Source organism: Mycolicibacterium aurum (assembly GCF_900637195.1).
Lineage (GTDB): Bacteria > Actinomycetota > Actinomycetes > Mycobacteriales > Mycobacteriaceae > Mycobacterium > Mycobacterium aurum.
Map to the genome: position 1 here is coordinate 5,337,786 of NZ_LR134356.1, position 24,134 is coordinate 5,361,919.

The window sequence follows — 24,134 nt, forward strand, 5'->3', positions numbered from 1 at the left end:
GTGTTTGCGCCCCTGGCGGCGCCGAATCACGCTGTGGTCATGACTGATTCATCGAATCCCGGGGTCGCCCTCGCCGAAGAATGGGACCAGCGCTACACCACCTGGGCCGATCAGGTACCCGACAGCGCACCGAACGAGGTGCTGATCGGTCATGCCGGGGCGCTGGATGCCGGTGCCGCGCTGGACATCGGCTGCGGGATGGGTGCCGACGCCGTCTGGCTCGCCACCGCGGGCTGGACCGTGACCGCGCTGGACGTCTCGCAGGTGGCGCTCGACCACGCCGCGGCACGTGCGAGCCGAGCGGGGGTTCGGGTGGACTGGGTATGCACCCGCCTCGAAGATTTCTCCCTGCCGCCGACCGGCTTCGACCTCGTCACGGCGCACTATCCCGCGCTGCGCAGCTCCCCCGGCCGCGACGCCGAGCGCGCCCTACTTGCCACAGTCGCTCCGGGAGGCACGCTGCTGGTCGTGCACCACGCCGATGTCGAGGTCGAGAGGGCTAAGGCACACGGGTTCGATCCGGCTGACTACGTCCTGCACGACGACATCGTCGCCGTGCTGGGCGAGGACTGGGACGTCACCGTCGAGAAGCGACGGGCGCGCGATGTACCGGCGGGGCTGGACGGTCAGCACACCCACGACGACGTGGTGCGCGCCCGCCGGCTGCGCTGACTACGCGGGCGGCCCCGAGGTGCGACCCCGCACCAGCTCCGTGTCGAGCATCTCGACGACCGGGAGGCCCGAGCGCGGCGGACTGTGTAGGAGTTCTCCTGCGCGACGGCCCTTTTCGATGCTGGACTGCACGACGGTGGTCAGACCGCGCTGACGCGCCTCGGGCACGCCGTCGAAGCCGGTCACCGTGATCTGACCGGGAACATAGATGCCCCGCGCGCGCAGGTGGTCCATCGCCGAGAGTGCCAGCACATCGGCGGTGCACATCAGCGCCGTGATGCGCGGGTTGGCGCCCAGGGCCACCTCGGCACCCTTACCGCCCGACGTCGGGAGGTGCTCGTAACTCTCCACCACGGTCAGCGACTCCGGATCCAGCCCAGCTGCCGACATCGCGTCGTACACGCCGCGGATACGTTCACCCTGCACGTGGAAATGCGGCGTCCGCATTCGCTCCGGATCAGCCAGCCCCGGTCCGGGACCGCCGTGTGGCCAGTCGCGCCCCAACCGCATCGTCAGCAGCCCGATCTCGCGATGACCGAGCTCGAGGACGTGCTCGGTGAGGCCACGCATTGCAGCGCGGTCGTCGATGCCGACGCGCGAGGCGCCGGGGACGTCCTTGGGCTGATCGACCACCACGACCGGAAGTTGCCGCTGCAGCGCCACCGGCAGGTACGGGTCGTCGTCTGAGGCGGAGTACACCACGAAGCCGTCCACCCCGGCAGCCAGCACCGCCGCAGATCCGTCGGCGACACTGCGATTCGGCCCGACCGCCACCAGCAGCAGTCCCTGGCCGACCGCCTCGCACGATTCGGCAAGTCCCGCAACGAAATCACGGGCCGCGGGATCGCTGAACGAGTAGTTGAGGGGCTCGGTGATCACCAGTCCGACCGCGCCGGCCCTGCGGGTGCGCAGCGACCGCGCCACCGGGTCCGGCCCCGGATAGCCGAGCTGCTTGGCCGTGGACAGCACTCGCTCCCGCAGCTCAGCCGACAACTGATCCGGCCGGTTGTAGGCGTTGGAGACGGTGGTGCGCGAGACCTTGAGTTCGGCGGCAAGCGAAGCCAGGGTCGCACGCCGTCTGGGCGTCGGGCTCCTGGACATGCTCCCCGAGGTTAGTGGATCAGGCGTCTCTCATGGGGACAGCAACACGCGCCACGCACTATGTGACCAGGACGCGGTCCGTCGACGAGCGCAGACCGCGCTCCATCGCCCACACCACGGCCCATACTCCGCAGGCGATCGTGACGATGAGGAAGCTCGGCGGCATGTTGAACATCGCGGACAGACCCAACCCGAGCCACACCGCCACCAGGTTGATCACGGTGGAGATAGCGATCGCCAGTGAGGGCCGGGGGGTGAGCATGATCGCGGCGGCGGCGGGCGTGACGACCAACGCGAACAGCAGGAGAGTCCCGACCGCCTGCACAGCCATGGTCACGGTCAGGCCGAGCAGAATCATGAAGACGATGGACAACGCCCGTACCGGAACGCCTTTGGCGTCTGCCACTTGCGCATTGACCGAAGTGAACAACAGCGGACGGTAGATCACCGCGATGCTGGCGGCCAACACCGCCAGCAGACCCGCGAACGAGATGATCTGTTCGTTGGTGATGGCCAGGAGATTGCCGAACAGCACGTTGGTCATCGTGCTGGAGCTGCGGGTGGCCAGCGAGTTGAACAGCAGCCCGAGGGCGGTCGCCATCGCCAGAACCGTGCCCGTCGCCACCTCACGATCGGCCGCCCTCCTGCCCAGCGCACCGATGACCAGGGCGCCCCCGACACAGAAGACGCCGAGCCCGATCGCGACCGGCATGCCGACAAGCACCGCGCCCGTGGCGCCGGGCAGGCCGATGTGGGCCAGCGCGTGGGCGGCGAACGCGGTGTTGCGGACGACGACGAAATAGCCGATGAGTCCGGCGGCCAGTGCGACGATGGTGCCGCCGACCAGCGCGTTGCGCATGAAGCTCGACATGAGAATCTGCCACCAGTTGTCCTGGTAGCCGAGTGCCAGCACCGTCGTCGTCATTGCGGCTTCCGCACGTAGAGGTCTCCCTGGGGGGTATGGACCACCTCGACCTGGGTTCCGTACAGGTGGGTGAGCAGCGTCGCGTCGACGACACCGTCGACGGTGTCGTAGTGCGGATGGCCGTCGAGCAGGTAGATCGCGCCGGTGAGAATCGTCAGCAGTGGGTTGAGATCGTGCGCCACCAGCAGCACAGTGACTCCGAACTCGGCGTTGATGTTCTTCACCAGCGCGACCAGTTCGTGCTGGCTGCGCAGGTCGAGCGACGCGAGTGGTTCGTCGAGGATCACCAGCTTGGGCCGTCCCACCAGGGCTTCGGCCAGCGCCACGCGCTGCCGCTGACCGCCGGACAATTGTGACAGGCGCTTGTCGGCGATGTCGGTGGCGGCGACGGCGGCGAGCGCTTCGTCGACGCGGAGCCGCTCGTCGCGGCTGGTCCGCCCGAATCCCCACCGGTGACCGGTCAGTCCCAGCGTGACGGCGTCTCGTGCGCGGATGGCCTCCCCGCCCAGCGCCGTGTAATGCTGCGGTACATAACCGATCTCGCCGTTGAGTGAGCCGGGTGGCCTGCCGAAGACCTCGATCCGGCCGGACGCGGGCGGAATCAGCCCGAGAACCATCTGCAGCAGCGTCGTCTTCCCGGTGCCGTTGGAGCCGATGACCGCGATCACTCCGCCGGCGGGCACCTCGAACGACGCGTCCGACCAGATGGTGCGACCGCCTCGGACGACACTGACGTCATGGAACGTCAGCGCTGTTTCAGGAGCTGACACCCAGCGCCTTGGCCAGTGCGTCGAGCTGATCCACCTGCCACGTCTCGAACGAGGTGCTCCCGGGCGGGACGGTCTCTGTCACGTCCACCACCGCGACGCCCGCCTGTTCCGCCGCTGTCCGAATCTGTTGCGGCACGGACCCTTCCGTCTGCACGTTGTAGATCAGCACGTCGACGCCCTTGTCGCCGAGCAGACGGAGAAAGGCGTCCAGATCTGCCGGAGTGGGCTCGGATTCGTTGGCCGAGGCGGTCTGGTACCCGGCCGGCGTGCGATTCTGCAGCCCGACGGCGGCGGCCATGTCGTCGAAGACGCTTTCGGTGGCGGCGTACGACTTGCCCGAGGCATTGGCCTTGATGGTGCTGATGGCGTCATCGTAAGGCTTGAGCGACTCGGCGAACGCCGTTCTGCGCTCACTGAAATAGTCTGCGGCATCGGGGGCGAGCTTGCCGAGCTCAGAGGACACCGCGTCGGCGACTGCGGTGACCGCGCTCGGGCTGTACCAGGCGTGCGGGTTCGGCTCACCCTCGTGGGCGTGCTCCTCACCCTCGTGGGCGTGCTCCTCACCCTCGTGACCCGGCTCCTCCGCTCCGCTGACCTGCAGCGCGTTGACGACGGGTGCGTCGGGGGCAGAGCTCGCCGCCAGCTTGGTGGCCCACTCGTCATAGTGGCCGCCGTTGACCACCACCAGCTGGGCATTGTCGAAGAGCGCGGCGTCTTTCGGCGCCGGTTCGAAGTCGTGGGGGTCGACGGCGGAGCTGGCGACGACGGTCTCGACTGTTGCGCACCCGCCACCCAACTGGGACACGATGTCGCCCCACTGGTCGACGCTCACCACCACCGACACCGGCGCGGTCGGGCATTCGCCGCCGGCTTGGGCGTCGCCGGAAGGCGCAGCCTCCTGGTTTCCCGAAGAACACGCAGAAAGCGCCGTGGCGACGGCGATGACCGTTACCGCAGCGGGCAGACGGAGGCGCGAGCGGCGGACAACTGTAGCGAGAGGCACTTGGTAACGATAACCGTTTGCACCATGACGGGCCAATCGGTTGCCACACCTTTATTGATAATGATTATCATTAAGCTGTGATCCCACCATCGCTCCTGCCTGTCACGGTCCTTTCCGGCTTCCTCGGCGCCGGCAAGACCACGCTGCTCAACCACATCCTGGCCAACCGAGAGGGCCGCCGCGTGGCGGTGATCGTCAACGACATGAGTGAGGTGAACATCGACGCCGCGCTGGTCGCGGGGCAAGGCCACCTGGATCGAACCGACGAGAAGCTGGTCGAGCTGACCAACGGTTGCATCTGCTGCACGCTGCGTGAAGACCTCATCGATGCCGTCGGGGCGCTGGCCCGCCAGGGCAGATTCGATCAGTTGGTGATCGAGTCCACCGGGATCTCCGAGCCGATGCCTGTCGCGGCGACGTTCGAGTGGGAGTTCGAGGACGGCTTTCAGTTGGGCCGGCTCGCCAGGCTCGACACCTTGGTGACGGTGGTGGACGCGTCCACCTTCCTCGTCGAGCTGGCTCGCGGCGAGGCGCTGGCAGACCGCCAGATGGCTGCCGGCGAGGGCGATGGCCGTAGCATCGCCGACCTGCTCACCGATCAGGTCGAGTTCGCAGATGTGCTGTTGCTCAACAAGACCGACCTGGTGAACCCGGCTCAGCTCGCCACCGTCGAGACATTGCTTCGCCGCCTCAATCCGAGCGCGAAGCTCATCAGAACCGACCATGGTGTCGTCGATCTCGGTGAGGTACTCGACACCGGCCTGTTCGATCCGGTGCTGGCGGCCGAGACCCCGGGCTGGGACGAGGAGATTGCGGACGGGCATACACCCGAAACCGAGGAGTACGGCATCAGCTCCATGACGTTCCGGGCGGACCGACCCTTCCACCCTGCGCGCCTCGCCGAGTCGTTGGGACAGATGACGCGGGTGTTGCGCAGCAAGGGATTCTGCTGGATCGCCAGCCGGCCGACGATCGCCGCCATCTGGTCACAGGCCGGCCCCAATCTGGTGATCGAACCGGCCCAGTACTGGTCGAGCACCGACCTCGCGCCCGGCCAGGAGATCGTCATCATCGGAGTGCAGCTGGACCGTGAGCGTGTGCAGCAGCTTCTGAGCGCCGCACTGTTGACCGATGCGGAGCTGGCCGCGGGTGAGCAGAGCTGGGTCGGCCTTCCGGATCCGCTGCCGGCCTGGGGTGTGACGCACAGCCATCAGGGCGGGGAGTCGAGTTGAGAGCCGATCGCTACACCAGCCATCCGTTCACCGTCGCGGCGTGCGTGGCCTGCTCGCACGAGGTCACCGACACCGTGGTGTCGGAACTTCGCCAGGTGATACGTCACTGCCCGCACGCCGTGCTGGTGGTGACTCAGTGCCTGTTGGGCAAGTTCGCCTGCGCGGCAATGAGTTCCGACCCAGGCGTCATGCTCGTGCTGCAGCCGTGCACAGCCGAGCGGGTGCCGGTCTCACCCATGCGGCTGGTCGGACCCCTTCGGTCGAAGACGGACGCAGAGGCTGTCTGCACCTGGATCGCTGCCGGCGTGTGGGACAGCGTCGGCTTGCCGTCGGGCCTGCAGGCCGACAGGAACCTCGCCCGGTCGAGCCGCCTGAACTGACGAAGCTACCTCGGACCGAGGTCAGTGTTCGTGGCCGACAGCCCCGCTCAGCTCGTTCGGCGTCTGCTCCAGCGACCCGGACGCCGTCACCTCTCCTGCCCGGAGGTCGACCAGGTGGATCTGCTTTGCCACCGGATCGCTGACATAGACGGCATTCTCCCGGGTGAACACCGCCGGGCCCGGCTGCTGCCAGTCGTCGGGCTCGGTCCACGGCGCGGTCACCTGGATCGACTTGACCGCGTCACCGGTCACCGGATCGAACACGTGCAGATTGCCGTCGGTGCCCAGAATCAGTGCCTCCGCCTGCGGACCGCGCCCGAGTGAACGGAACCAGTAGCTCACCGATGGAGGAAGTTGCACGATCTTCAGCTGATCGGTCGTGGTGTCGATCAGCGAGAACTGTTGGGGCCGTTCCAGCTCGGCGTCCGGATCGATCTTCATATCGCCGAGAATGACGGGCGAGTCCTCGTGACCGCGGGTGTTTCCGATCCGGCCGTAGGGCGTCGGACTGGCGATCTTGGTGAACGTTCCGTTCGCGTACTCCAAGACCCCGTTCTCGCAACCCAGGATGACAACCTCGTCGGCGGCAACGGATTCACCGTGGATACCCGGACACTCCTCACTGCGAGCCACCTCGCGGTCGCCCTGTAGCGCAACCGCCCCGGTACGCACTTCTGGATCGCCGAGGCTGTGCACCAGCGTGCCGTCGGCGAGGATCACGGCGACGCCATGATGCGGCTGCGGGGTCTTGAACTGCTCGGTCGCGGGCATGCCGCCGGCCAGCGCGTGCGGGTCGAAGGCCGTGATGTCGCCGGTGCCGTCGGCGAACAGCACTGTGTGCTCACCGTGCGCGACGGCATGTCCGGGCTCGACGGCCGGGAACGTCTCGTCGGTCAGTCGGCCACCCGCTGCATCGAGCACCCGGAAACCGTCGGCGGTGGTGATCAGCACGTGGCCTTGGTCGCCCGCGGGATTGACGCGCAGGAACCCGTCCATCGGAATGTCCTGCTTCACGTCGAGCGTCTCGCCGTCGAGGACATAGACACCACCGTCGTAGGTGACGACCAGCGGCTCGACGATCGGTGGGCTCGCCGTCTGAGTCTCGGACGACGCCTCGGGAGTCCCAGTGCCTTCCGCGTTGTCGTTGCCTGATGAACAGGCCGCCAGCGCGACCGTGCACGACATGGCTCCGACGCGGTACAGCCACCGTGATTTCGACATGTTCGCTCCTTCCGAGCAGTTGAGATGGTGGTCCGCGCTTATTGCAGACCGGTGACGATGGAGTCGGTGTTGGCACGCATCATGTCGAGATACGTCGCACCGGGTGTTCCTGGCGGACTGAGCGATTCGCTGTAGAGCGGGACGATCCGCACCGCGACGCCGGCCTGCTCGGCCAACACCGTGGCGAGCTTCTCCGGCTGCGATGAGTCCACGAAGATCGCCGGGACACCGGTAGCGTCGATGGCACCGACGAGCGACTGGAGATCCGACGGGCTCGGCGCCGCGAGCGTGGTTCCGCTGGGCACCACCGCTCCGATCACGCTGAAGCCGAACCGCTGCGCCAGGTAACCCAGCACATGGTGATTGGTCACCAGCTTGCGCCGTTGAGGTTCGATGGTGGCGAAGCTCTCGGCCATCGACTGATCGAGTCGACGGAGTCGGCCGCGGTACTCGTCCGCGTTGCGCGACACCGTATCGGCGTCGATCCCGTCCACCTCACGGATGAGGGCTTCTTCGATGACGTCGACGGCGGTGATCATCCGGCCCGGGTCGGTCCAGAAGTGTGGGTCCGGCATTCCCGCGCTGTCGCCTTCGGCATAGTCGATCGGGTTGATGTGATCCCCCACAGACAGTGCGAAAACCCCCTCCTCCGACGCACTTTCGACATTGCGGAGGACGTTTTCCTCCAACCCGAGTCCGTTGTAGACGATGAGGCCGGCGCCGTTCATCGCCGCCGCGTCCTGGGCGGAGACGCCGAACGAGTGCGGGTCCGCATTCGGTTTCATCAGCACGCGCACGTCGGCGGTATCACCGACGACGCTGCGGACGACATCCCCGAGAATGTTGGTGGTGACCACGATCTCGCCGCCGGCATTCGATCCGCCGCAGGCCGTCACCACGGCGCCGACGAGGGCGACGATCCAGACGAGCGGGCGCCGGTTCACCGGCCGGCCTCCACCATGAGCCCGGGTGACACCTCGGTCCGCAGCGTCCGCGCGACGCGCAGACCGTCGGCGTAGTCGATCTCGTAGATCTCCCGGCTCGCCGCATTGTTGACATACGCGCGGTCAGAATCGATGTCGATCACCGGCTGATGACCGTCGCGTGGCACTCCGCCGGGGAACAATGGCACACGGGCGGTCTCGGCCGACGTGTTGACGTCGAAGGCACTCAACGTCCCGTCGCGGCGCAGTGCCAGCACAGTGCCGTCGCCTGCGGTGTTGGCCGCCACAGCGTCGGGCGCCGCGATGACGGTCCACCTGCGCTGTCGACTGTCCAGTACCCACACCGCCGCGTCCGAGACGCCGGCGAACACATCGGCCCTGTCGCGGTGCTCCATCCGTTGCGGGCCTGGCGCGGGCGCATCGGCGGGATAGGGCATCGCGGTGACTGCGAGATCGCCTGTGCCCCCCGTGACCCGCACGGCGCCTGTGCCGCAACCGAACACCACAGCACGCCGGGTCGGCGACGACCAGGACGGGTTTGGGCACTCCCCGTGCAGGTCCTGAGCACCGGTGTCGTCGATCACCTGCATGCGGCCCGTGGGGGCGACGGTGACAAGCCGGCTGCCGTAGGGCACCGCGCCGTCGACGTCGACACCGACGGGAAGTCCGGCCGGCGCCTCGACGACCTTGCGGCCCAGCTGTTCGCGATCGAGTAGTTCGACTGTGCCCGTTTCGGTTTCGATGACCGCGATGGAGTTGCTCGCACTGACCGACGCCACAGGCACCTCGAGGGTGGCCACTTCAGCCGGCTCCGTCTCGAAGTAGTGGTAGTGGTCGCCGTGGTCGAAGGTCCACGCTCCCGCGTCCACGATGGTCGTGCGTCCACCCGTCTGCAGGTAGGCGAAGCGTCCGTCGCCGTCGATGCCGTTCACGGGACCGTACGAGCCCACCTGGGTTTCGGTTTCCGCTACGGCGTCGTACACCGCGGTGTCGCCGGTCGCGGGGTCGGCGATCACCAGTTTCGTCAGTGGTCCGTCGAGCTCACGCGCCCCGTCGACGATCACCTCATCGTGACCGGCGCCCGTCGACTCCTCGGGCGGGGGCGACGATGTCCCGCCGCCCGCGCACCCGGCGACCGCGCAGGCCGTAGCCGCCACGGCTGCGGCCGGCTTCCACTTCGGGCGCAGCCGGGAGAGCACCGTCGAGATGAAGAACAGCAGCACAGCGACACCCGCGATCGTGGCTCCACCCGCAGTTGCGGCATACCACGAGATCAGGAGACCGAAATACACCGCAAGCGAACCGATCACGGCTGAGAGCACCATGACCGCGGGAACAGATCTGGCCCAGACCAGTGCGGCCGCGGGCGGCGCAACCAGTAGACCGAGCACCAGAAGTGTGCCCACCACATGGAACGAGGCGACCATTGCCACGGCCATGAGCACCGTGAGCGCGGGGACTGCCAGCCGCGGATGGAGACCGAGTGTGGCTGCCTTGCGGGGATCGAACGTCACCGCGACAAAGGCGCGGTGTCCGACGATCACCGCGACGAGGGTGAGCAGCAATGCCACGCCGAGTACCGCGAGATCGGCTGTGCGCACGGCGAACACGTCCCCGAACAGGAACCCTGTCAGGTCAACGGCGAAACTCTGCGATCGGGACACGATGATCACACCAAGGGCCAGCATGCCGACCAGCAGCAGCCCGATGGCGGTGTCGGACGACAACCTGGTCGAACGCCCGATGGCCGCCACGCCGACCGCCATGATTAGAGCCGCGATCAGTCCGCCCGCCATCAGGCTGACGCCGAGCAGCGCCGCAAGGGCGACCCCGGGCAGCATGCCGTGGGTCATCGCGTCGCCGAGAAAAACGTTGCCGCGCAACAGCACCCAGCAACCGACCAGCGAACACAAGCAGGCGGCGATGACTCCGGCCACCAACGCCCGCAAGACCATGTCCGCCTCGAACGGGTCGCTCAGCCAGTGCACCATGCCGTAAACTCTTATCAGTAATGAACATCATTTTCAATAAAGCGGGTCGCGTCACGACTCCGATCGAGCTCGTCGGTGTCGATTTCGGCTACCCCGGAACCGAGGTCTTCCGAGACCTGTCGATGACCGTCACGCCCGGCGCGATCACCGCGATCGTCGGCCCCAACGGGTCCGGCAAGTCCACGCTCCTGGGCCTGCTGGCCGGCGTGGAACGGCCCGCACGAGGTCAGGTGCTGGCCGGCACCGGTGATGTCGCGCTCGCGGTGCAGCGCAGCCAGGTCACCGACTCCTTTCCGGTCACAGTGGCCGAGGCGGTCATGATGGGCCGTTGGCGGCGACTGGGGTTGCTGCGCCGGCCGAAGCCTGCCGACCGGGCGGCGGTCGAGCACTGGCTGGCGGAGCTCGGCCTCTGCGATCTGCGGCATCGAACGCTCGGCGAGCTCTCCGGCGGCCAGCGGCAGCGGGTGCTACTGGCACAGGCCGTTGCGCAGGAAGCGCCGTTGCTCCTGCTCGACGAGCCCACCACCGGGCTGGACGCGGCCTCCGCCACCCACGTCATCGCCCACTTGGAGCAGCTCGCCGCAGCAGGCACGACTGTGGTTGCCGCAACGCACGACACCGGCCTGGTGCGGGCCGCCGACCACCGCATCAACCTCGACCGCGATGTCGGCCCACTAGGCTGAGGGCCATGACCACGGGCGCTGTGGACCTCAATGCAGATCTGGGCGAGGGCTTCGGCGTGTGGACGCTCGGTGACGACGACGCGATGTTGGACATCGTCACGTCCGCCAACGTCGCCTGCGGCTTCCACGCAGGCGACCCGGCAACGCTGAGGCGGGTCTGCCGATCCGCAGTCGAGCGCGGAGTGCAGATCGGTGCGCAGGTCAGTTACCGCGACCTCGCCGGGTTCGGGCGGCGCTTCATCGATGTCAGCACCGAAGACCTGATCGCCGACGTGATGTACCAGATCGGAGCGCTCTCCGCCCTGGCCAGCGCCGCCGGCTCCTCGGTGGCGTACGTCAAACCCCATGGGGCGCTGTACAACTCCATTGTCACGAACCGCCAGCAGGCGCACGCCGTCGCTGAAGCCGTGCACGCCGTCGACCCCGGACTTCCCGTCCTCGGCCTGGCCGGCTCGGTGTTCTTCACGGCCGCCAAGGACGTCGGGCTGACCACCGTGGCCGAGGCGTTCGCCGACCGCGCCTACCGGCCCGACGGCCAGCTGGTCTCCCGGCGTGAGCGCAACGCGGTGCTGCACGACGTCGACGAGATCGCCGACCGCGTGCTCACCATGGTGACCACGGGCCGGGTCACCGCGGTGGACGGCTCGACCATTCCCATCACCGTCGAATCCGTGTGCGTGCACGGCGATTCACCGGGTGCGGTGCAGATCGCGACAGCGGTGCGCAAACGACTGATCGCCGAGGGCGTCGCCGTCAGGGCGTTTCGCTGACGCGTGCGTCCCTGTTGGCGCCGCCCACGATGCTGTCGAGCAGGCCCGGGAGGGCAACGTCCATCGCATCGCGGCGCAGCAGTTGATGGATGAGTCCATCGATCACGAGGCGCTCGGTCACGCCCGCCTCGCGCAGAATCTTGAAGTGGTGCGTCGCCGTCGACTTGTTGATGCCGTCGTAGAGGGCGCCACACTGCAGCGGAGTGCCCGCGTTGTACAGCCGTCGCACGATCTCCAAGCGGACCGGGTCGTGGATCGCGCTCAGGACCTGCTGCACCGATCCGACCGGGTGCGGTGGTAGGCCGGCGACCGGCGCGTCCTTCGGCACGGGAATATCCTTCGTCACATTCGGTTTGATGTTCGTCGTACCCAACGTACGCTCGATCAGGTTCGATGACTGTCAAACTTACTCACATCGGGGGTGTCACACCGCATGGTGGCGTTCGACCGGCCGATCACCGAGACGCAGCGGTGGGCCTACCCGCTGTTGCTCGTCCTCAGCGGCGTGGCCCTGGGGGTGTCCGGTCTGCCCGCACCGCTGTACGGCATCTATGAGTCGAACTGGCATCTGTCGCCGCTGGCCACCACCATCGTGTTCGCGGTGTACGCCGTCGCCGCCCTCGGCGCGGTGTTGGTGTCGGGCAAGATCTCCGACGTCGTCGGTCGCAAGCCTGTACTGCTCGGCGCACTCGTCGCCCTCCTCGTCGGGCTCGGGGTCTTTCTGATCGCCGACAGCATGGCGATGCTGCTGCTCGCCCGCACCATCCACGGCGCCGCTGTCGGCTCGATCGTCGTCGCCGGTGCGGCGGCCCTGCTGGACCTGCGGCCTGATCACGGCCGGCGCTCGGGACAACTCAGCGGCGTGGCATTCAACATCGGCATGACCGTCGCGATCTTCGGGTCCGCGCTGCTGGCCCAGTACGCGCCCCATCCGCTGCGCACTCCCTACGCCGTCGTCGCGGTGATCTGCCTGGTGGTCGGCGCCGGGGTGCTGGCGCTGCGCGAACCGCACACCGCGCGCACCCGCGGTCCGATCCGGATCGCCCGACCCGCCGTACCCAAGGAGATCCGTAGCGACTTCTGGTTCTCGGCGCTGGGCGCCATGGCGTCCTGGTCCGTGCTCGGTGTGCTGCTGTCGCTGTACCCGTCGCTGGCGGCACAGCAGACCCACATCGACAATCTGGTCTTCGGCGGCGGTGTCGTCGGCACCACCGCCTTCGCCGCCGCTCTCGCGCAACTGGCCGCCACTCGGCTGCCGGCGCGGTACTCGGCGATCATCGGCGACGTGGGGATGGCGGTGTCGTTGCTCCTGACGATCCCGGTGCTGCTCACCCACCAGTGGCAGTTGGTGTTCGTCGCTGCCGCGCTGCTCGGCGCCACGTTCGGCCTGGGCTTCGGCGGCTCACTACGGCACCTGTCCGACGTGGTCCCTGCCGGCAGGCGGGGTGAGACGATGTCGGCGTTCTATCTGCTCGCGTACTCGGCGATGGCCGTGCCGACGCTGATCGCCGGCTGGGCCGCAACCCGATGGGATCTGGCGGCGGTGTTCCCCTGGTTCGCCGCAACCGTGGCCGCAGCCTGCCTGGGGGCCGCGATCGCCGGTCTCCTCAACTCGCGGGCCGCAGCGTCAGCGAGCGCCTGACTCCGACGCGGTCAGCTCATAGCGGATGAGCCGGGAGCTGTTGGCCACCACGGCAACCGACGACGCGTTGTGCAGTACCGCGGCGAGCACCGGTGACAGCGCTCCACCGGCTCCGATCAGCAGACCCAGCGCGTTGACCGCGATCGACATCGCGTAGTTCTGCCGGATCACGTCGACCGCCCTGGCCCCGAGATCGCGGACGTCCAGCAGGCGCGTCAGATCATCGCTCGCGAGTGCGACATCCGCGGTCTCGACCGCGACGTCGGTGCCTCCCAGGCCCATGGCGATGCCGATGTCGGCCTCGGCGAGCGCGGGCGCGTCGTTGACGCCGTCGCCAACCATCGCCACGGTGTGCCCCTCGGCACGAAGCCTGCGAACTGTGTCGAGCTTGTCGTCCGGCAGCACCTCGGCCTGCCATTCAGTGATCCCGAGCTGGTGGGCCACCACCGCGGCGACATCGGGATGATCCCCGGTCAGCATGATGATTCGCCGAACACCATTGGCGCGCAGGCGTTCCAGCACTCCGACTGCTTCCGGCCGGACCTCGTCGCGAAGGCTGATCAGCCCGACCAGTTTGCCGTCCACCGCCAACAGCAGAGGCGTCTCCGACTGCTTGCGCAGGGTGTCCACCCACTCCGTGGCCTTCTTGGTGACGCGCACCTTCTCCTGTCGCAGCAGAGACGGGCTGCCCAGCAGCAGGGTGCGTCCGTCGGCCCGGGTGCGCATCCCCAGACCGACGAGCACCTCGCACTCCTCGTGCGGCGGGATCTCGATGTGCCGCTCCTGCGTCGATCGGATCACGGCCTCGGCCAGTGGGTGCCTGGAGTGGATCTCCGAGCTCGCGGCGTACGCCAGTACCTGCTCCGGCTCCCAATCTTTATGGAAAGCAACTACATTGGTGACAATTGGACGTCCGACCGTGAGAGTTCCGGTCTTGTCGAAGACCACGGCATCGACCCGTCCGGCTTGCTCGAGATGCGAGCCACCCTTGATCAGGATGCCCCGGCGGGCCCCGTTGCCGATCGCGGCACTGATCGCGGTGGGGGTCGACAGTCCCACTGCACACGGGCAGGCGACCAACAGCATCGTCATGGCACGCCGCACATCCCGGGTCACGATCAGCGTGGCGGCAGACAGCAGGAACGACGCGGGAACGAACCTGCGGGAGAAGCTCTCCCCGATCGTCTGTATCGGCGCGCGGTCTTCCTGTGCCTCCTCGACGCGGGAGATGATGCGTCCGATCGTCGTCTCCCGACCGACCGCCTCGGCGCGCACCACGAGGCGGCCGCGCACCACGACGGACCCGGCGAACACCCGGGCGCCCGACGTGACGGCGACGGGCAGATTCTCCCCGGTGATCGCCGACTGGTCCACGATCGCCTCGCCGTCGACGACGACGCCGTCGACGGGAAGCCCGACCTGATCGTGAATAACCACCTCGTCGCCGATCCGGAGTTCATCGGTGGCGACCTCGACCTCCGTGCCGTCGGCCAGCCGGACCCACGCGGTGTCCTGGTTGCCCTGCAGCAGGTTCGCGATCGCCCTCCTGGTCCGTCGCAATGTCAGGTCCTGAAGGTACTCACCGATGTTCAGCAGCCACAGCACCGTGAGCGCGACGACGTTCTCGCGCAGCACCAGGCTGGCGATCGTCGCGGCACTCACCAGGACGTCAGTGCCCGCCGACCGGCCACCGCGCAAAGTGCGCAACGCACCTCGCAGAAAGGGATAGCCGGTGAAGATCGTGACGCCGGTCGCCGCAAGTCGGCTGGTCGGCCCCAGCAGCGGCGGGCGAGCGAATACATATCGCCGCGCCCCCAGCAGGACGAGAGCGGTGCCGCCGACCGCCATGCGCAGCACGTCGGCATTGGTGACGTCAGCCGAGTGAGGCGCGCGCTTGGGGACCAGTTGCCTGGCGACGTGCGCGGCCGACTCGATGGACGCCAGAACCGATGCCCGTTCACAGCGTTTCGGCGAGTACCACACGACCACCGACGCAGTACGGGGATAGGCGTGCACGGCACGTACGCCCGCTACCTGTTCGACGGCGTCCTCGATCGCGACGGCGCGGGTCGGGTCGTTGCGCAGCCACGGCGCGTGCAGGCGCATCCGGCCCGCAGCGTCCGATAGGACGGTCAGGGCCACCACCGTCAGTGGTCGTGGGTGTGCGCGGCATCGGCGACCGCAGGGGGTGGGCTTTCCTCGCCGATCCGCTCACGGGCCTCCGCGACGACGTCGGCGGCCTTCAGCCGCGCCGACTCCGCGCCTTCCTCGGCCTTGCGGACACCACGCAGGGCCCAGGCGGTCGCCGTGACCGACGCCTCGCGGATCGGAGCCTTCGCGACGGCCTTCCGGACGCCCTGGTAGGCGGCCACGCCCACCGCACCGGTCACGACTGTCGACGCTGCCTTCGCCAACAACAGATGGAGTGCCATGGGCCCACCTTAGCTGTCGAACGCGATGTCCAGTTCAGCGTTGCGGGCAAGGGCGGGTGGCACAATGGCCGCCGTGGCAGCCGCCGTGACACCGTCGACAGGTCGGCGAATCGGCTCGATGCACGTCCTCGTCGCGGCCGTAATCGCACTGGCGCTCGTCGGCGGAACGCTGCGGAGCTTCGTCGCCGGCACACCCGACGTCGCCACCGCGGCCACGGTGTTCTGCGGAATCTTCGTGCAGGCTCTGCCCTTTCTTGCTCTCGGAGTCGTCATCAGCGGCGCGGTGGCGGCCTTCGCCACACCGGAGCGGCTGGCGCGATGGGTGCCACGGCGCCCCGCCGCGGCCATCCTGGCGGCCGGTGTCAGTGGCGCTGCGCTGCCCGGATGCGAGTGCGGCTCGGTACCGATCGCGCGGCGGCTGTTCGGGGAGGGCTCGGTGGGGGCGGCGGCGCTGACCTTCATGCTTGCCGCGCCCGCGATTAATCCCGTCGTACTGGTGGCCACCGCGGTGGCATTCCCGGGGGAACCGGGCATGGTGCTGGCCCGGTGCGTGGCCTCGTTGATCACCGCACTCATCATGGGCGCCTTGTGGTCTCGGTTCGGTGAGCGCCGATGGATCACCCGGCAGACGCCGCATTCGCACGGCGCTGACGATGCCCGCTGGACGGTGTTCTCCGAAGCCGCGCGCCACGACTTCCTACAGGCGGCGTCCTACCTGGTGCTCGGGGCGGCAGCAGCGGCGGCACTGCACGTCCTGGTGCCGACGTGGGTGTACGAGCATCTGGCGGGGCAGTTGTTCCTGGGAATCCTGGTGATGGCTGTGCTCGCGGTCATCCTCGCGTTGTGTTCGGAAGCCGATGCGTTCGTGGCCGCCAGCCTGTCGATGCTGCCGCTGTTGCCGCGACTGGTTTTCCTGGTTGTGGGCCCCGCCATCGACATCAAGCTGTTCGCCATGCAGGCGGGGATGTTCGGCCGCGCTTTTGCCGTGCGGTTCGCTCCGGTCACGTTCGTCGTCGCGACGGTGGTCGCGACGGGCGTCGGCCTCGTGGTGCTGGGGAATCGATGAGCCGCGAGACCGAGAATGCGCTGCTGTTGCTCGTCGGCCTGAGCACCGTGATCGTCACGATGAGCGGTTCCTTCACCCGCTATGTCAAGCCATCTTTGGAGCCCTGGCTCATCGCGTCGGCGGTCCTGCTGATCGGGCTGGCACTGGTGTCGATCGCACGCGACGTCCGACGCGGCGGAAGCTCGGGCAGCCACGATGATCACGGACACCGCGCCGGCGTCGTGTGGCTGCTGCTGATCCCGATCGCCCTGCTGGCGTTCGTGGTACCCCCGGCCATCGGTCCGCAGACGGCTCGTCCAGCCGTCGCGGAGGTCTCCACCGACGTACTCCGGCGGCCGTTTCCACCGTTACCCGACGAACGGGCCGCAGAACTCTCACTGCCCGATCTGCTGATCCGGAACGCCCAGGATTCAGCGGGGACACTCGACAACCGGCTCGTCAGCGTCACCGGATTCACCATCAAGGACGGCGACCGTACCGACCTCGGGCGCGTGGTCATCCTGTGCTGTGCCGCGGATGCCCAGCTGGCCCGGATCACGCTGACGGGCCCCGCCGCGGACACGGCGTCCCGCCTTCCTGACGGGACATGGGTGCGCATCGAGGGAAAAGTGCCCGCGGGACAATCTGATTCGTCCCGTTCCACCATCCCGCGCATCGACGTTCTGGACGTCGCGCAGATCGAACCTCCCGCGAACACCTACAGCTACTGACATCCCGCCGGACACGGCAGCGATTCGCTTATTGAAAACGATTTCTATTAACCTTGATCGCGTGAACCGCACTCCAGTAATCGTGGTGGCCGGCCAGCGTCTGACGCAGCCCGCCTGCGACCGACTGGTCCAGAGCCTGGGAACGCTCGTGGTCAGACACCGCTTCGATGGGCAGGTAGTAGTCCGCTCGGTGACCATCGGCCGCGGCCCGAGTGCCGACACGTCCGAATGGCCCGTGGAGCTCGTCAACTGTTGCGTCGACTGCACGATCCGCGACGATCTGCTCATTCTGCTGCGCCGGCTACACCGCCGCGACGACGTCCGTCGCATCATCGTCGACCTGCCCCCCTGGTTCGAGCCGGAACCCGTCTGCTGGGCAATCAACAACGTCGACGTGCACGTCGGACCTGGATACCTCGACGGCCCCGCCGCGCGCGACGTACGCATCGAGGCGACCGTGAGCAGTGTGACCACCGAGGACTGGCTGCCCCAGGCCCTTGGCGAGGAGACACTCCATGACGACCGCACCGTCGCGCAGGTCGTCGTCGGGCAGGCGGAATTCGCCGACGTTCTCGTGCTGTCGGCGCCGGACCCGGAAACACACGCGGTGCTGCGCCGGCTGTCCCCGCGGGCCAAGATCATCACTGACCCAGAGGAATTGGAAGCCGCGCTGTCCAAGCTGGACTCGGGCTCACGGCGCGGCCGCGACCACGACCCCCACGAACCGCTGTTGGCCGGCGAGCCGCCGCTGTCCACCGACGGGGACGTCACGCTCGTCGTGTTCGAAGCGGACCGGCCGTTTCACCCACTGCGCCTACACCGCGCGATCGACGATCTTCTGGACGGCGTCGTCCGGGTTCGTGGACGGGCATGGCTGGCGAGCCAGCCCGACACGGTGCTGTGGATCGAGTCCGCGGGAGGCGGCCTCCAGGTCGGCAATGCCGGCACCTGGCTGGTGGCCGCGGATTCCGGCGAGCCGGTCGAGTCCGACGCTCAGCGCCTCGCACTGGCGAGCCTGCGGTGGAACGATCGTTTCGGCGACCGCCACATCTCGCTGACCGCGTTGCTCTGCGGCGCAGATCCCCAGGTAATCCACGACGTCCTGTCCGGGGCGCTGCTGACCGACGACGAACTCTCGCGGCCCGACGTCTGGGCAGACTTCGACGACCCGTTCGGCGAATGGCACGAGGACCCGTGTGAGACTTTCGAGGACGCGCGAGACGCGCCCTGGACCCTGCCGGAAGGTGGCGACGCCCCCAGCGGGTGATCGCCATCTCTGTTCAGTCTCGCGGAGTAGCGGCCCCCAAATGCCTTGCTTCTCCGCTGTTTTCAGAGCCTGATCCAGGCACCTTACCCAGACCGGCCGCCGTCAGCGATCGGACTCGGCACCGGCATTCCTGGATCCGTAACGGCGCCTGAACTTCTCCACCTGTCCCGCCGCGTCGACGATCCGCCGGCTGCCCGTCCAGAACGGATGCGAGTCCGACGTCACCTCGACGACCACGAGGGGATACTCGCGCACACCAGCCGGAGTCTCCCAGGCCACGGTCCTCTCGCTCGTCATCGTGGATCGGGTGAGGAACTGCTTGCCGGTGTTGGCGTCCTGGAAGACGACCGGGTGGTAGTCGGGATGGATTCCTGGCTTCATGCGCACCTTCTCACTCTCCGACCTCACTCTCCGACATCTTACTGACAATCATTTCCATTAATACCGGTTCGCGCGTAGAGTGGCAAGCCAAGGCCGGCCTCGACCTCGGCACCGGCATGGGAGCAGGAGGTGCCCGGTAGACCCGGTAGACATGTACCCCCTGTCATCCTCAGATCTCGCTACGCGAAAGCAGATTGACGTCGCCGTCGGCATTCTCGTGGCGCTCCGCCGCTGTTCTGAGGACGAGGCATTCCGGGAGATTGCCGCCGCCGTGCACCAGACCGGTGTACCCCTGGGCGCCACGGCCAGATCTCTGATCGCCCACGCGAAACGTGAACCCACAGCACACAGCGGAACTGCGGCACGCCTGTGGGGCGATCTGTTTTCAGGTCCGTTGCCACAAGACTGAATTCCGCGGTCACAGCGTGCTGGTGAACCTAAGCCAGGACGCACGCCTAGGGTGGCGTGATGCGCCTGAAGACCGGGCGGCCCGACCTCGGGGCCTACTCCGCCTACTTCGACCTGCCGCCTGCGGCCGCGGATGTTCCGCTGACGGTGTCGTGGGGCGGCGTCACCACGCTGCTCATCGATGACGGCACGTCGGCGATCATGACCGACGGCTTCTTCTCCCGACCAAGCCTTTTCACCGTCGCCGCCCGGCCGCTGACGCCGTCGCGTCCACGCATCTCCGCGGCGCTGACCCGGCTCGGGGTCCAGCAACTCGACGCGGTGACCCCGGTGCACACGCATTTCGACCATGCCATGGATTCCGCGGTCGTGGCCGACCTCACCGGTGCCCGGCTGATCGGCGGGACATCGGCGGCGCAGATCGGCCGCGGTCACGGCCTGTCGGGCATCGACGTCGTCAGCCCCGGTGTCGCCGTGCGGGCGGGAGCGTACGACCTCACCCTCATCGAGGGGTCGCACTGCCCGCCGGACCGCTTCCCCGGCACCATCACCGAGCCCGTCATCCCCCCTGCCCGCGCCTCGGCATACCGCTGCGGCGAGGCCTGGTCGACGCTGGTGCACCATCGACCGACCGGCAGGCGACTGCTCATCGTCGGCAGTGCCGGCTACCTCCCCGGCGCCCTCGACGGCAGGCATGCCGACGTCGTGTACCTGGGCGTCGGTCAGCTCGGGCTGCAGCCGGAGCGCTATCTCGTCGACTACTGGACGCAGACCGTGCGCACCGTCGGAGCGCGCCGTGTCGTGCTGATCCACTGGGACGACTTCTTCCGGTCACTCGACAAGCCGCTGCGTGCCTTGCCCTTCGCCGCCGACGACCTCGACGCCTCGATGCGCGTGCTGGCCCGCCTGGCCGCCGAGGACGGCGTCGGCCTGCACCTGCCCACACTCTGGCAACCGACCGATCCATGGAGCTGACACTCTCGATCGCCGCACTCGCGGCGGTGCTCGGATTCGCGCTGTTCCGGCCGCACCGCTGGCCGGAGGCGGTGGTCGCGGTGCCCGCGGCAGGGTTGGTGATCGCGACAGGCGCGGTGTCCTGGCATGACGCGGTGACCGAGGTGGCCGAGTTGGCGCCGGTGGTCGGATTCCTGGCGGCGGTGCTGGTGCTCGCGCGGCTGTGTGACGACGAGGGGCTGTTCCACGCCGCGGGGGTGATGATGGCGCGGGCCACGTCGGGCGGCCAGAGCCGTTTGCTCACTTCGGTGTTCGCGATATCGGCCGCCGTGACCGCAATCCTGAGCCTTGATGCCACCGTGGTGCTGCTGACCCCGGTGGTCCTCGCGACGGCACGCACCCTGGCCGTCCCGGCCCGCCCGCACGCGTATGCCACCGCGCACCTGGCCAACAGCGCGTCGCTGCTCTTGCCGGTGTCCAACCTCACCAACCTGCTGGCGTTCAGCGCCGCCGGATTGTCGTTCCTGCACTTCGCCGCGGTGATGTCGCTGCCCTGGGCGGCGGCGATCCTCGTCGAATTCGTACTGCTGCGTTGGCTTTTCCGCAAGGACCTGCGTGTCCTGCCACAGCGGCCGGAGACCACCGAACCGCTCGATGTGCCACTGTTCGCGCTGGTCGTCGTGGGCCTGACACTTGTCGGCTTCGCCGTCACCTCGCTGCTGGGATTCTCACCCGCCTGGGCCGCTCTGGCCGGGACGCTCGTCCTCGGCATCCGCGCCCTCGCCACGCGCCGCACCACGGCCACCAAGATCGTCGCCGCACTGGACATCCCGTTCCTGGCCTTCGTCCTCTGCCTCGGCGTGGTGGTGGTCGCGGTGATGAACAACGGCCTGGACGCCGCGATGCACCGGATGATTCCCGACGGGCACGGGCTGCTGGCGTTGCTCGGCATCGCCGCTGTCGCCGCGGTGCTCTCCAACGTCGTCAACAACCTGCCCGCAGTGCTGGTACTGCTGCCGCTGGTGACCCCGGCCGGACCGGCCGCAGTGCTCGCCGTACTGATCGGGGTGAACATCGGACCGAACCTCACCTACGTCGGCTCATTGGCGAACCTGTTGTGGCGCAGCGTGGTTCGTCGTGACATCGACGCCGGCTTCGGCGAGTTCAGCCGGATCGGGCTGGTGACCACGCCGGCCGTCCTCGTCGCCGCGGTGCTCGGCCTGTGGGCCGCGCTCGCGCTGTTCGGGGTCTAGCTGCGGCGCTTACGCGCGATCTCGGCCAGCACCACGCCGGCGGCCACCGACGCGTTCAGCGACTCGGTGGGACCGGCCATCGGAATCGAGACGACGGCGTCGCAGTTCTCCCGCACCAGCCGCGACAGGCCCTTGCCCTCCGAACCGACCACCACCACGATCGGCCCCTCGGCGTCGATCTCGTCGATCGTCGTGTCGCCGTCGGCGTCCAGCCCGACCACCTGCAGGCCGGCATCGGCCCACTGCTTGAGCGTGCGGGTCAGATTGGTTGCCCGTGCAACCGGCAGCCGGGCAGCCGCGCCTGCGCTGGTGCGCCACGCCACCGCGGTCACCGAAGCCGACCGGCGCTGGGGGATGAGCACACCGTGACCGCCGAACGCGGCGACCGAACGGACGATGGCACCGAGATTCCTCGGATCGGAGATGTTGTCCAGCGCGACCAGAAGCGGCGCAGTCGCATCGGATTTCGCGTCGGCGAGCAGATCGTCGGGATGAGCATAGCTGTAGGGCGGCACCTGCAGCGCGATGCCCTGGTGCATGCCGTTGGCCGCGATCTTGTCGAGGTCGTAGCGCGGCACCTCGAGGATCGAGATGCCCTTGTCCGCGGCCAACTGCACGGACTCGGTGAGCTTCTCGTCGGCGTCGGCGCCGAGCGCCACGTACAGCGCCGTGGCGGGCGCACCCGCGCGCAGACATTCCAGCACCGCGTTGCGGCCGAGCACGATCTCGGTCTCGTCGGTCTTCTTGTGCCGGCCCTGCGCCGACCGTGCAGCCTTGGCCGCCCGTTTGCCCGCCGGGTGGTGCGGCCGCTCGTGCGCGGGTGGCGTGGCTCCCCTGCCCTCGAGCCCGCGACGTCGAACACCGCCGGAACCGACCGTCGGCCCCTTCTTGGTCCCTGCCTTGCGTACGGCACCACGCCGTTGCGAATTACCCGCCATTACTTGTCCGTCCCGTCCAGCAGTGACCATTGAGGACCGTCGGCGGTGTCGGTCACCTCGATACCCGCCTCCTTGAGGCGGTCGCGAATGGCGTCGGCCTCGGCCCAGTCACGTCTGGCCCTGGCCTCTCCACGCCGCCGCACCTCGGCGTGCACCAGCACGTCGACGGCGGCCAGAGCAGCGGAGGTCTCGTCGCGGGACTCCCACCGTTCGTCGAGGGGGTCTGCCCCCAGGATGCCCATCATCGCGCGGATCGACATCGCGTGCGACAGCGCCGTGTCATGGTCGCCCGCATCGAGAGCCCGGTTGCCCTCGGCGCGCGCGGCGTGCACCTCGGACAGAGCGATCGGCACCGCGAGGTCGTCGTCGAGCGCAGCTCCGAACTTCGGGGTCCACTCGCCGGGAACCACCGCGCCCACCCGAATACGGACCCGGTGCAGGAAATCCTCGATGCCGGTGTAGGCCTTCGCCGCGTCCTGCAGCGCGTTCTCGGAGAACTCCAGCATCGACCGGTAGTGCGCGCTGCCCAGGTAGTAACGCAGCTCGGCGGCCCGAACTCGTTGCAGCACAGCGGGAATCGCCAGCACGTTACCCAGCGACTTGCTCATCTTCTCGCCGCCCATGGTGACCCAGCCGTTGTGCAGCCAGTACTGCGCGAAGCCGTCGCCGGCCGCCTCGGCCTGTGCGATCTCGTTCTCGTGGTGCGGGAAGACCAGATCCATTCCGCCGGCGTGGATGTCGAACTCCGCACCCAGGTAGGCCTCGCACATCGCGACACACTCGGTGTGCCAGCCCGGCCGGCCGCGACCCCACGGCGTCGGCCAGGACGGCTCACCGGGTTTGGCGCCCTTCCACAACGTGAAGTCGCGCTGATCGCGCTTGCCGGTCGCCACGCCCTCGCCCTGATGGACGTCGTCGATCCGGTGGCCGGAAAGCTTGCCGTACGCGGGCAGCGTCGCCACATCGAAGTAGACGTCGCCATTACCGGTATAGGCGTGACCGCGGTCGATCATCCGCTGGATCAGCTCGACCATCTGGGTGATGTGCCCGGTGGCGCGCGGTTCGGCGGACGGCGGAAGCACTCCCAGCGCGTCGTAGGCGGCCGAGAAGGCGCGCTCGTAGGTCGCGGCCCACTCCCACCACGGGCGTCCGGCGTCGGCCGCCTTGATGAGGATCTTGTCGTCGATGTCGGTGACGTTGCGGATGAAGGCGACGTCGAAGCCTTTGGCGGTCAGCCAGCGACGGAGCACGTCGAACGCGACGCCGCTGCGGACGTGGCCGATGTGGGGCAGGCCCTGGACCGTCGCGCCGCACAGATAGATGGAGACGTGACCGGGCCGCAGTGGCACGAAATCGCGCACACCGCCAGACAAGGTGTCATGCAGCCGCAT

25 protein-coding genes are annotated in these 24,134 nt (G+C 68.1%); 12 read left to right on the top strand and 13 right to left on the bottom strand.

Going from position 1 to position 24,134, the window contains the following annotated elements; genetic code table 11:
* The first annotated feature begins 39 nt into the window (after positions 1-39).
* Positions 40-672 carry a class I SAM-dependent methyltransferase gene (locus EL337_RS25230; protein ID WP_048634240.1) on the top strand — a complete coding sequence of 211 codons (633 nt, stop codon included), beginning with the start codon at positions 40-42 and terminating at the stop codon, positions 670-672.
* Here the strand turns inward: EL337_RS25230 and EL337_RS25235 are convergent, their stop codons facing one another.
* The 4 genes from EL337_RS25235 to EL337_RS25250 are packed head-to-tail and all read right to left on the bottom strand — an operon-like array spanning position 673 to position 4,411.
* Complete coding sequence (locus EL337_RS25235; RefSeq protein ID WP_048634210.1) at positions 673-1,773, bottom strand: Rv3575c family transcriptional regulator; 1,101 nt, start codon at positions 1,771-1,773, stop codon at positions 673-675.
* A gap of 58 nt (positions 1,774-1,831) precedes the next feature.
* Positions 1,832-2,698: a metal ABC transporter permease gene (locus EL337_RS25240; RefSeq protein ID WP_048634211.1), complete on the bottom strand. Its 867-nt coding sequence runs from the start codon at positions 2,696-2,698 to the stop codon at positions 1,832-1,834.
* Positions 2,695-3,468, bottom strand: coding sequence for a metal ABC transporter ATP-binding protein (locus EL337_RS25245; RefSeq protein ID WP_048634212.1), 774 nt, complete (start codon positions 3,466-3,468; stop codon positions 2,695-2,697). Before EL337_RS25245 ends, EL337_RS25240 begins: the two co-directional genes overlap by 4 nt.
* Positions 3,455-4,411 carry a metal ABC transporter solute-binding protein, Zn/Mn family gene (locus EL337_RS25250; protein WP_083443204.1) on the bottom strand — a complete coding sequence of 319 codons (957 nt, stop codon included), beginning with the start codon at positions 4,409-4,411 and terminating at the stop codon, positions 3,455-3,457. The genes EL337_RS25245 and EL337_RS25250 overlap by 14 nt, the downstream gene beginning before the upstream one ends.
* A 137-nt stretch (positions 4,412-4,548) precedes the next feature.
* Between EL337_RS25250 and EL337_RS25255 the strand changes: the two genes are divergently transcribed.
* Both EL337_RS25255 and EL337_RS25260 read left to right on the top strand, forming a co-directional pair.
* Complete coding sequence (locus tag EL337_RS25255) at positions 4,549-5,703, top strand: GTP-binding protein (protein ID WP_083443202.1); 1,155 nt, start codon at positions 4,549-4,551, stop codon at positions 5,701-5,703.
* The gene (locus EL337_RS25260) at positions 5,700-6,083 is read left to right on the top strand and encodes a hypothetical protein (protein ID WP_048634213.1); all 384 of its coding nucleotides are present in this window, start codon (positions 5,700-5,702) and stop codon (positions 6,081-6,083) included. The genes EL337_RS25255 and EL337_RS25260 overlap by 4 nt, the downstream gene beginning before the upstream one ends.
* Before the next feature lie 21 nt (positions 6,084-6,104).
* Here EL337_RS25260 and aztD read toward each other — a convergent pair whose 3' ends face one another.
* Genes aztD through aztB form a run of 3 tightly spaced genes read right to left on the bottom strand, consistent with a single transcriptional unit; the run spans position 6,105 to position 10,239 of the window.
* Entirely contained in the window at positions 6,105-7,304 is a 1,200-nt protein-coding gene (gene aztD, locus EL337_RS25265; RefSeq protein ID WP_048634214.1) for a zinc metallochaperone AztD, read from the bottom strand.
* 38 nt (positions 7,305-7,342) lie between these two features.
* A complete protein-coding gene (gene aztC / locus EL337_RS25270; RefSeq protein ID WP_048634215.1) occupies positions 7,343-8,248 on the bottom strand; it encodes a zinc ABC transporter substrate-binding protein AztC in 906 nt (301 codons plus the stop codon).
* Positions 8,245-10,239, bottom strand: a complete 1,995-nt coding sequence (gene aztB, locus EL337_RS25275) for a zinc ABC transporter permease AztB (RefSeq protein WP_048634216.1) — start codon at positions 10,237-10,239, stop codon at positions 8,245-8,247. Before aztB ends, aztC begins: the two co-directional genes overlap by 4 nt.
* 20 nt (positions 10,240-10,259) lie before the next feature.
* On the opposite strand from aztB, the gene aztA reads away from it, so the two are divergent.
* Positions 10,260-10,922 carry a zinc ABC transporter ATP-binding protein AztA gene (gene aztA / locus EL337_RS25280; RefSeq protein ID WP_048634217.1) on the top strand — a complete coding sequence of 221 codons (663 nt, stop codon included), beginning with the start codon at positions 10,260-10,262 and terminating at the stop codon, positions 10,920-10,922.
* A gap of 5 nt (positions 10,923-10,927) precedes the next feature.
* Entirely contained in the window at positions 10,928-11,692 is a 765-nt protein-coding gene (locus EL337_RS25285; protein ID WP_048634218.1) for a LamB/YcsF family protein, read from the top strand.
* On the opposite strand, the gene EL337_RS25290 is transcribed toward EL337_RS25285, so the two are convergent.
* A complete protein-coding gene (locus tag EL337_RS25290) occupies positions 11,676-12,020 on the bottom strand; it encodes an ArsR/SmtB family transcription factor (protein WP_048634243.1) in 345 nt (114 codons plus the stop codon). The two genes, EL337_RS25285 and EL337_RS25290, sit on opposite strands and share 17 nt — an antisense overlap.
* A gap of 105 nt (positions 12,021-12,125) precedes the next feature.
* Here EL337_RS25290 and EL337_RS25295 point away from each other — a divergent pair, with 105 nt between their 5' ends.
* Positions 12,126-13,334, top strand: coding sequence for an MFS transporter (locus EL337_RS25295; RefSeq protein WP_048634219.1), 1,209 nt, complete (start codon positions 12,126-12,128; stop codon positions 13,332-13,334).
* Here the strand turns inward: EL337_RS25295 and EL337_RS25300 are convergent.
* The gene (locus EL337_RS25300) at positions 13,320-15,440 is read right to left on the bottom strand and encodes a heavy metal translocating P-type ATPase (RefSeq protein WP_083443206.1); all 2,121 of its coding nucleotides are present in this window, start codon (positions 15,438-15,440) and stop codon (positions 13,320-13,322) included. The genes EL337_RS25295 and EL337_RS25300 overlap by 15 nt on opposite strands.
* A gap of 41 nt (positions 15,441-15,481) precedes the next feature.
* A complete protein-coding gene (locus EL337_RS25305; RefSeq protein WP_048634221.1) occupies positions 15,482-15,766 on the bottom strand; it encodes a DUF1490 family protein in 285 nt (94 codons plus the stop codon).
* 64 nt (positions 15,767-15,830) lie between these two features.
* Here EL337_RS25305 and EL337_RS25310 point away from each other — a divergent pair, with 64 nt between their 5' ends.
* The 3 genes from EL337_RS25310 to mrf all read left to right on the top strand — a co-directional run bounded on the left by EL337_RS25310 (position 15,831) and on the right by mrf (position 18,809).
* Positions 15,831-16,832: a permease gene (locus tag EL337_RS25310; RefSeq protein WP_048634222.1), complete on the top strand. Its 1,002-nt coding sequence runs from the start codon at positions 15,831-15,833 to the stop codon at positions 16,830-16,832.
* Complete coding sequence (locus EL337_RS25315; protein WP_048634223.1) at positions 16,829-17,542, top strand: TIGR03943 family putative permease subunit; 714 nt, start codon at positions 16,829-16,831, stop codon at positions 17,540-17,542. Before EL337_RS25310 ends, EL337_RS25315 begins: the two co-directional genes overlap by 4 nt.
* A gap of 61 nt (positions 17,543-17,603) precedes the next feature.
* Complete coding sequence (gene mrf, locus EL337_RS25320; protein WP_109860191.1) at positions 17,604-18,809, top strand: ribosome hibernation factor-recruiting GTPase MRF; 1,206 nt, start codon at positions 17,604-17,606, stop codon at positions 18,807-18,809.
* A 102-nt stretch (positions 18,810-18,911) separates the two neighbouring features.
* Here the strand turns inward: mrf and EL337_RS25325 are convergent, their stop codons facing one another.
* Positions 18,912-19,190: a type B 50S ribosomal protein L31 gene (locus tag EL337_RS25325; RefSeq protein ID WP_048634245.1), complete on the bottom strand. Its 279-nt coding sequence runs from the start codon at positions 19,188-19,190 to the stop codon at positions 18,912-18,914.
* A gap of 151 nt (positions 19,191-19,341) precedes the next feature.
* On the opposite strand from EL337_RS25325, the gene EL337_RS29325 reads away from it, so the two are divergent.
* The 3 genes from EL337_RS29325 to EL337_RS25340 are packed head-to-tail and all read left to right on the top strand — an operon-like array spanning position 19,342 to position 21,805.
* Positions 19,342-19,599, top strand: coding sequence for an ANTAR domain-containing protein (locus tag EL337_RS29325; RefSeq protein WP_083443203.1), 258 nt, complete (start codon positions 19,342-19,344; stop codon positions 19,597-19,599).
* A gap of 59 nt (positions 19,600-19,658) precedes the next feature.
* On the top strand, positions 19,659-20,573 hold the full coding sequence (locus EL337_RS25335; protein ID WP_048634224.1) for an MBL fold metallo-hydrolase: 915 nt from the start codon (positions 19,659-19,661) through the stop codon (positions 20,571-20,573).
* Positions 20,564-21,805, top strand: coding sequence for an SLC13 family permease (locus EL337_RS25340; RefSeq protein WP_048634225.1), 1,242 nt, complete (start codon positions 20,564-20,566; stop codon positions 21,803-21,805). Before EL337_RS25335 ends, EL337_RS25340 begins: the two co-directional genes overlap by 10 nt.
* On the opposite strand, the gene rlmB is transcribed toward EL337_RS25340, so the two are convergent.
* Positions 21,802-22,743 carry a 23S rRNA (guanosine(2251)-2'-O)-methyltransferase RlmB gene (gene rlmB / locus EL337_RS25345; RefSeq protein WP_048634226.1) on the bottom strand — a complete coding sequence of 314 codons (942 nt, stop codon included), beginning with the start codon at positions 22,741-22,743 and terminating at the stop codon, positions 21,802-21,804. The two genes, EL337_RS25340 and rlmB, sit on opposite strands and share 4 nt — an antisense overlap.
* Entirely contained in the window at positions 22,743-24,134 is a 1,392-nt protein-coding gene (cysS, locus tag EL337_RS25350) for a cysteine--tRNA ligase (RefSeq protein ID WP_048634227.1), read from the bottom strand. The genes rlmB and cysS overlap by 1 nt, the downstream gene beginning before the upstream one ends.

What these genes read in the sequence shown, in the direction of transcription:
- EL337_RS25300 (WP_083443206.1), bottom strand. Translation starts at nt 15,440, where the DNA reads ATGCGCCTGCACGCGCCGTGGCTGCGCAACGACCCGACCCGCGCCGTC.
- EL337_RS25340 (WP_048634225.1), top strand. Translation starts at nt 20,564, where the DNA reads ATGGAGCTGACACTCTCGATCGCCGCACTCGCGGCGGTGCTCGGATTC.
- EL337_RS25310 (WP_048634222.1), top strand. Translation starts at nt 15,831, where the DNA reads ATGGCCGCCGTGGCAGCCGCCGTGACACCGTCGACAGGTCGGCGAATC.
- EL337_RS25295 (WP_048634219.1), top strand. Translation starts at nt 12,126, where the DNA reads ATGGTGGCGTTCGACCGGCCGATCACCGAGACGCAGCGGTGGGCCTAC.
- EL337_RS25285 (WP_048634218.1), top strand. Translation starts at nt 10,928, where the DNA reads ATGACCACGGGCGCTGTGGACCTCAATGCAGATCTGGGCGAGGGCTTC.
- cysS (WP_048634227.1), bottom strand. Translation starts at nt 24,134, where the DNA reads ATGCGGCTGCATGACACCTTGTCTGGCGGTGTGCGCGATTTCGTGCCA.
- EL337_RS25305 (WP_048634221.1), bottom strand. Translation starts at nt 15,766, where the DNA reads ATGGCACTCCATCTGTTGTTGGCGAAGGCAGCGTCGACAGTCGTGACC.
- aztD (WP_048634214.1), bottom strand. Translation starts at nt 7,304, where the DNA reads ATGTCGAAATCACGGTGGCTGTACCGCGTCGGAGCCATGTCGTGCACG.
- EL337_RS25240 (WP_048634211.1), bottom strand. Translation starts at nt 2,698, where the DNA reads ATGACGACGACGGTGCTGGCACTCGGCTACCAGGACAACTGGTGGCAG.
- EL337_RS25235 (WP_048634210.1), bottom strand. Translation starts at nt 1,773, where the DNA reads ATGTCCAGGAGCCCGACGCCCAGACGGCGTGCGACCCTGGCTTCGCTT.
- EL337_RS29325 (WP_083443203.1), top strand. Translation starts at nt 19,342, where the DNA reads ATGTACCCCCTGTCATCCTCAGATCTCGCTACGCGAAAGCAGATTGAC.
- aztA (WP_048634217.1), top strand. Translation starts at nt 10,260, where the DNA reads ATGAACATCATTTTCAATAAAGCGGGTCGCGTCACGACTCCGATCGAG.
- EL337_RS25230 (WP_048634240.1), top strand. Translation starts at nt 40, where the DNA reads ATGACTGATTCATCGAATCCCGGGGTCGCCCTCGCCGAAGAATGGGAC.
- aztB (WP_048634216.1), bottom strand. Translation starts at nt 10,239, where the DNA reads ATGGTGCACTGGCTGAGCGACCCGTTCGAGGCGGACATGGTCTTGCGG.
- EL337_RS25335 (WP_048634224.1), top strand. Translation starts at nt 19,659, where the DNA reads ATGCGCCTGAAGACCGGGCGGCCCGACCTCGGGGCCTACTCCGCCTAC.
- rlmB (WP_048634226.1), bottom strand. Translation starts at nt 22,743, where the DNA reads ATGGCGGGTAATTCGCAACGGCGTGGTGCCGTACGCAAGGCAGGGACC.
- EL337_RS25325 (WP_048634245.1), bottom strand. Translation starts at nt 19,190, where the DNA reads ATGAAGCCAGGAATCCATCCCGACTACCACCCGGTCGTCTTCCAGGAC.
- EL337_RS25315 (WP_048634223.1), top strand. Translation starts at nt 16,829, where the DNA reads ATGAGCCGCGAGACCGAGAATGCGCTGCTGTTGCTCGTCGGCCTGAGC.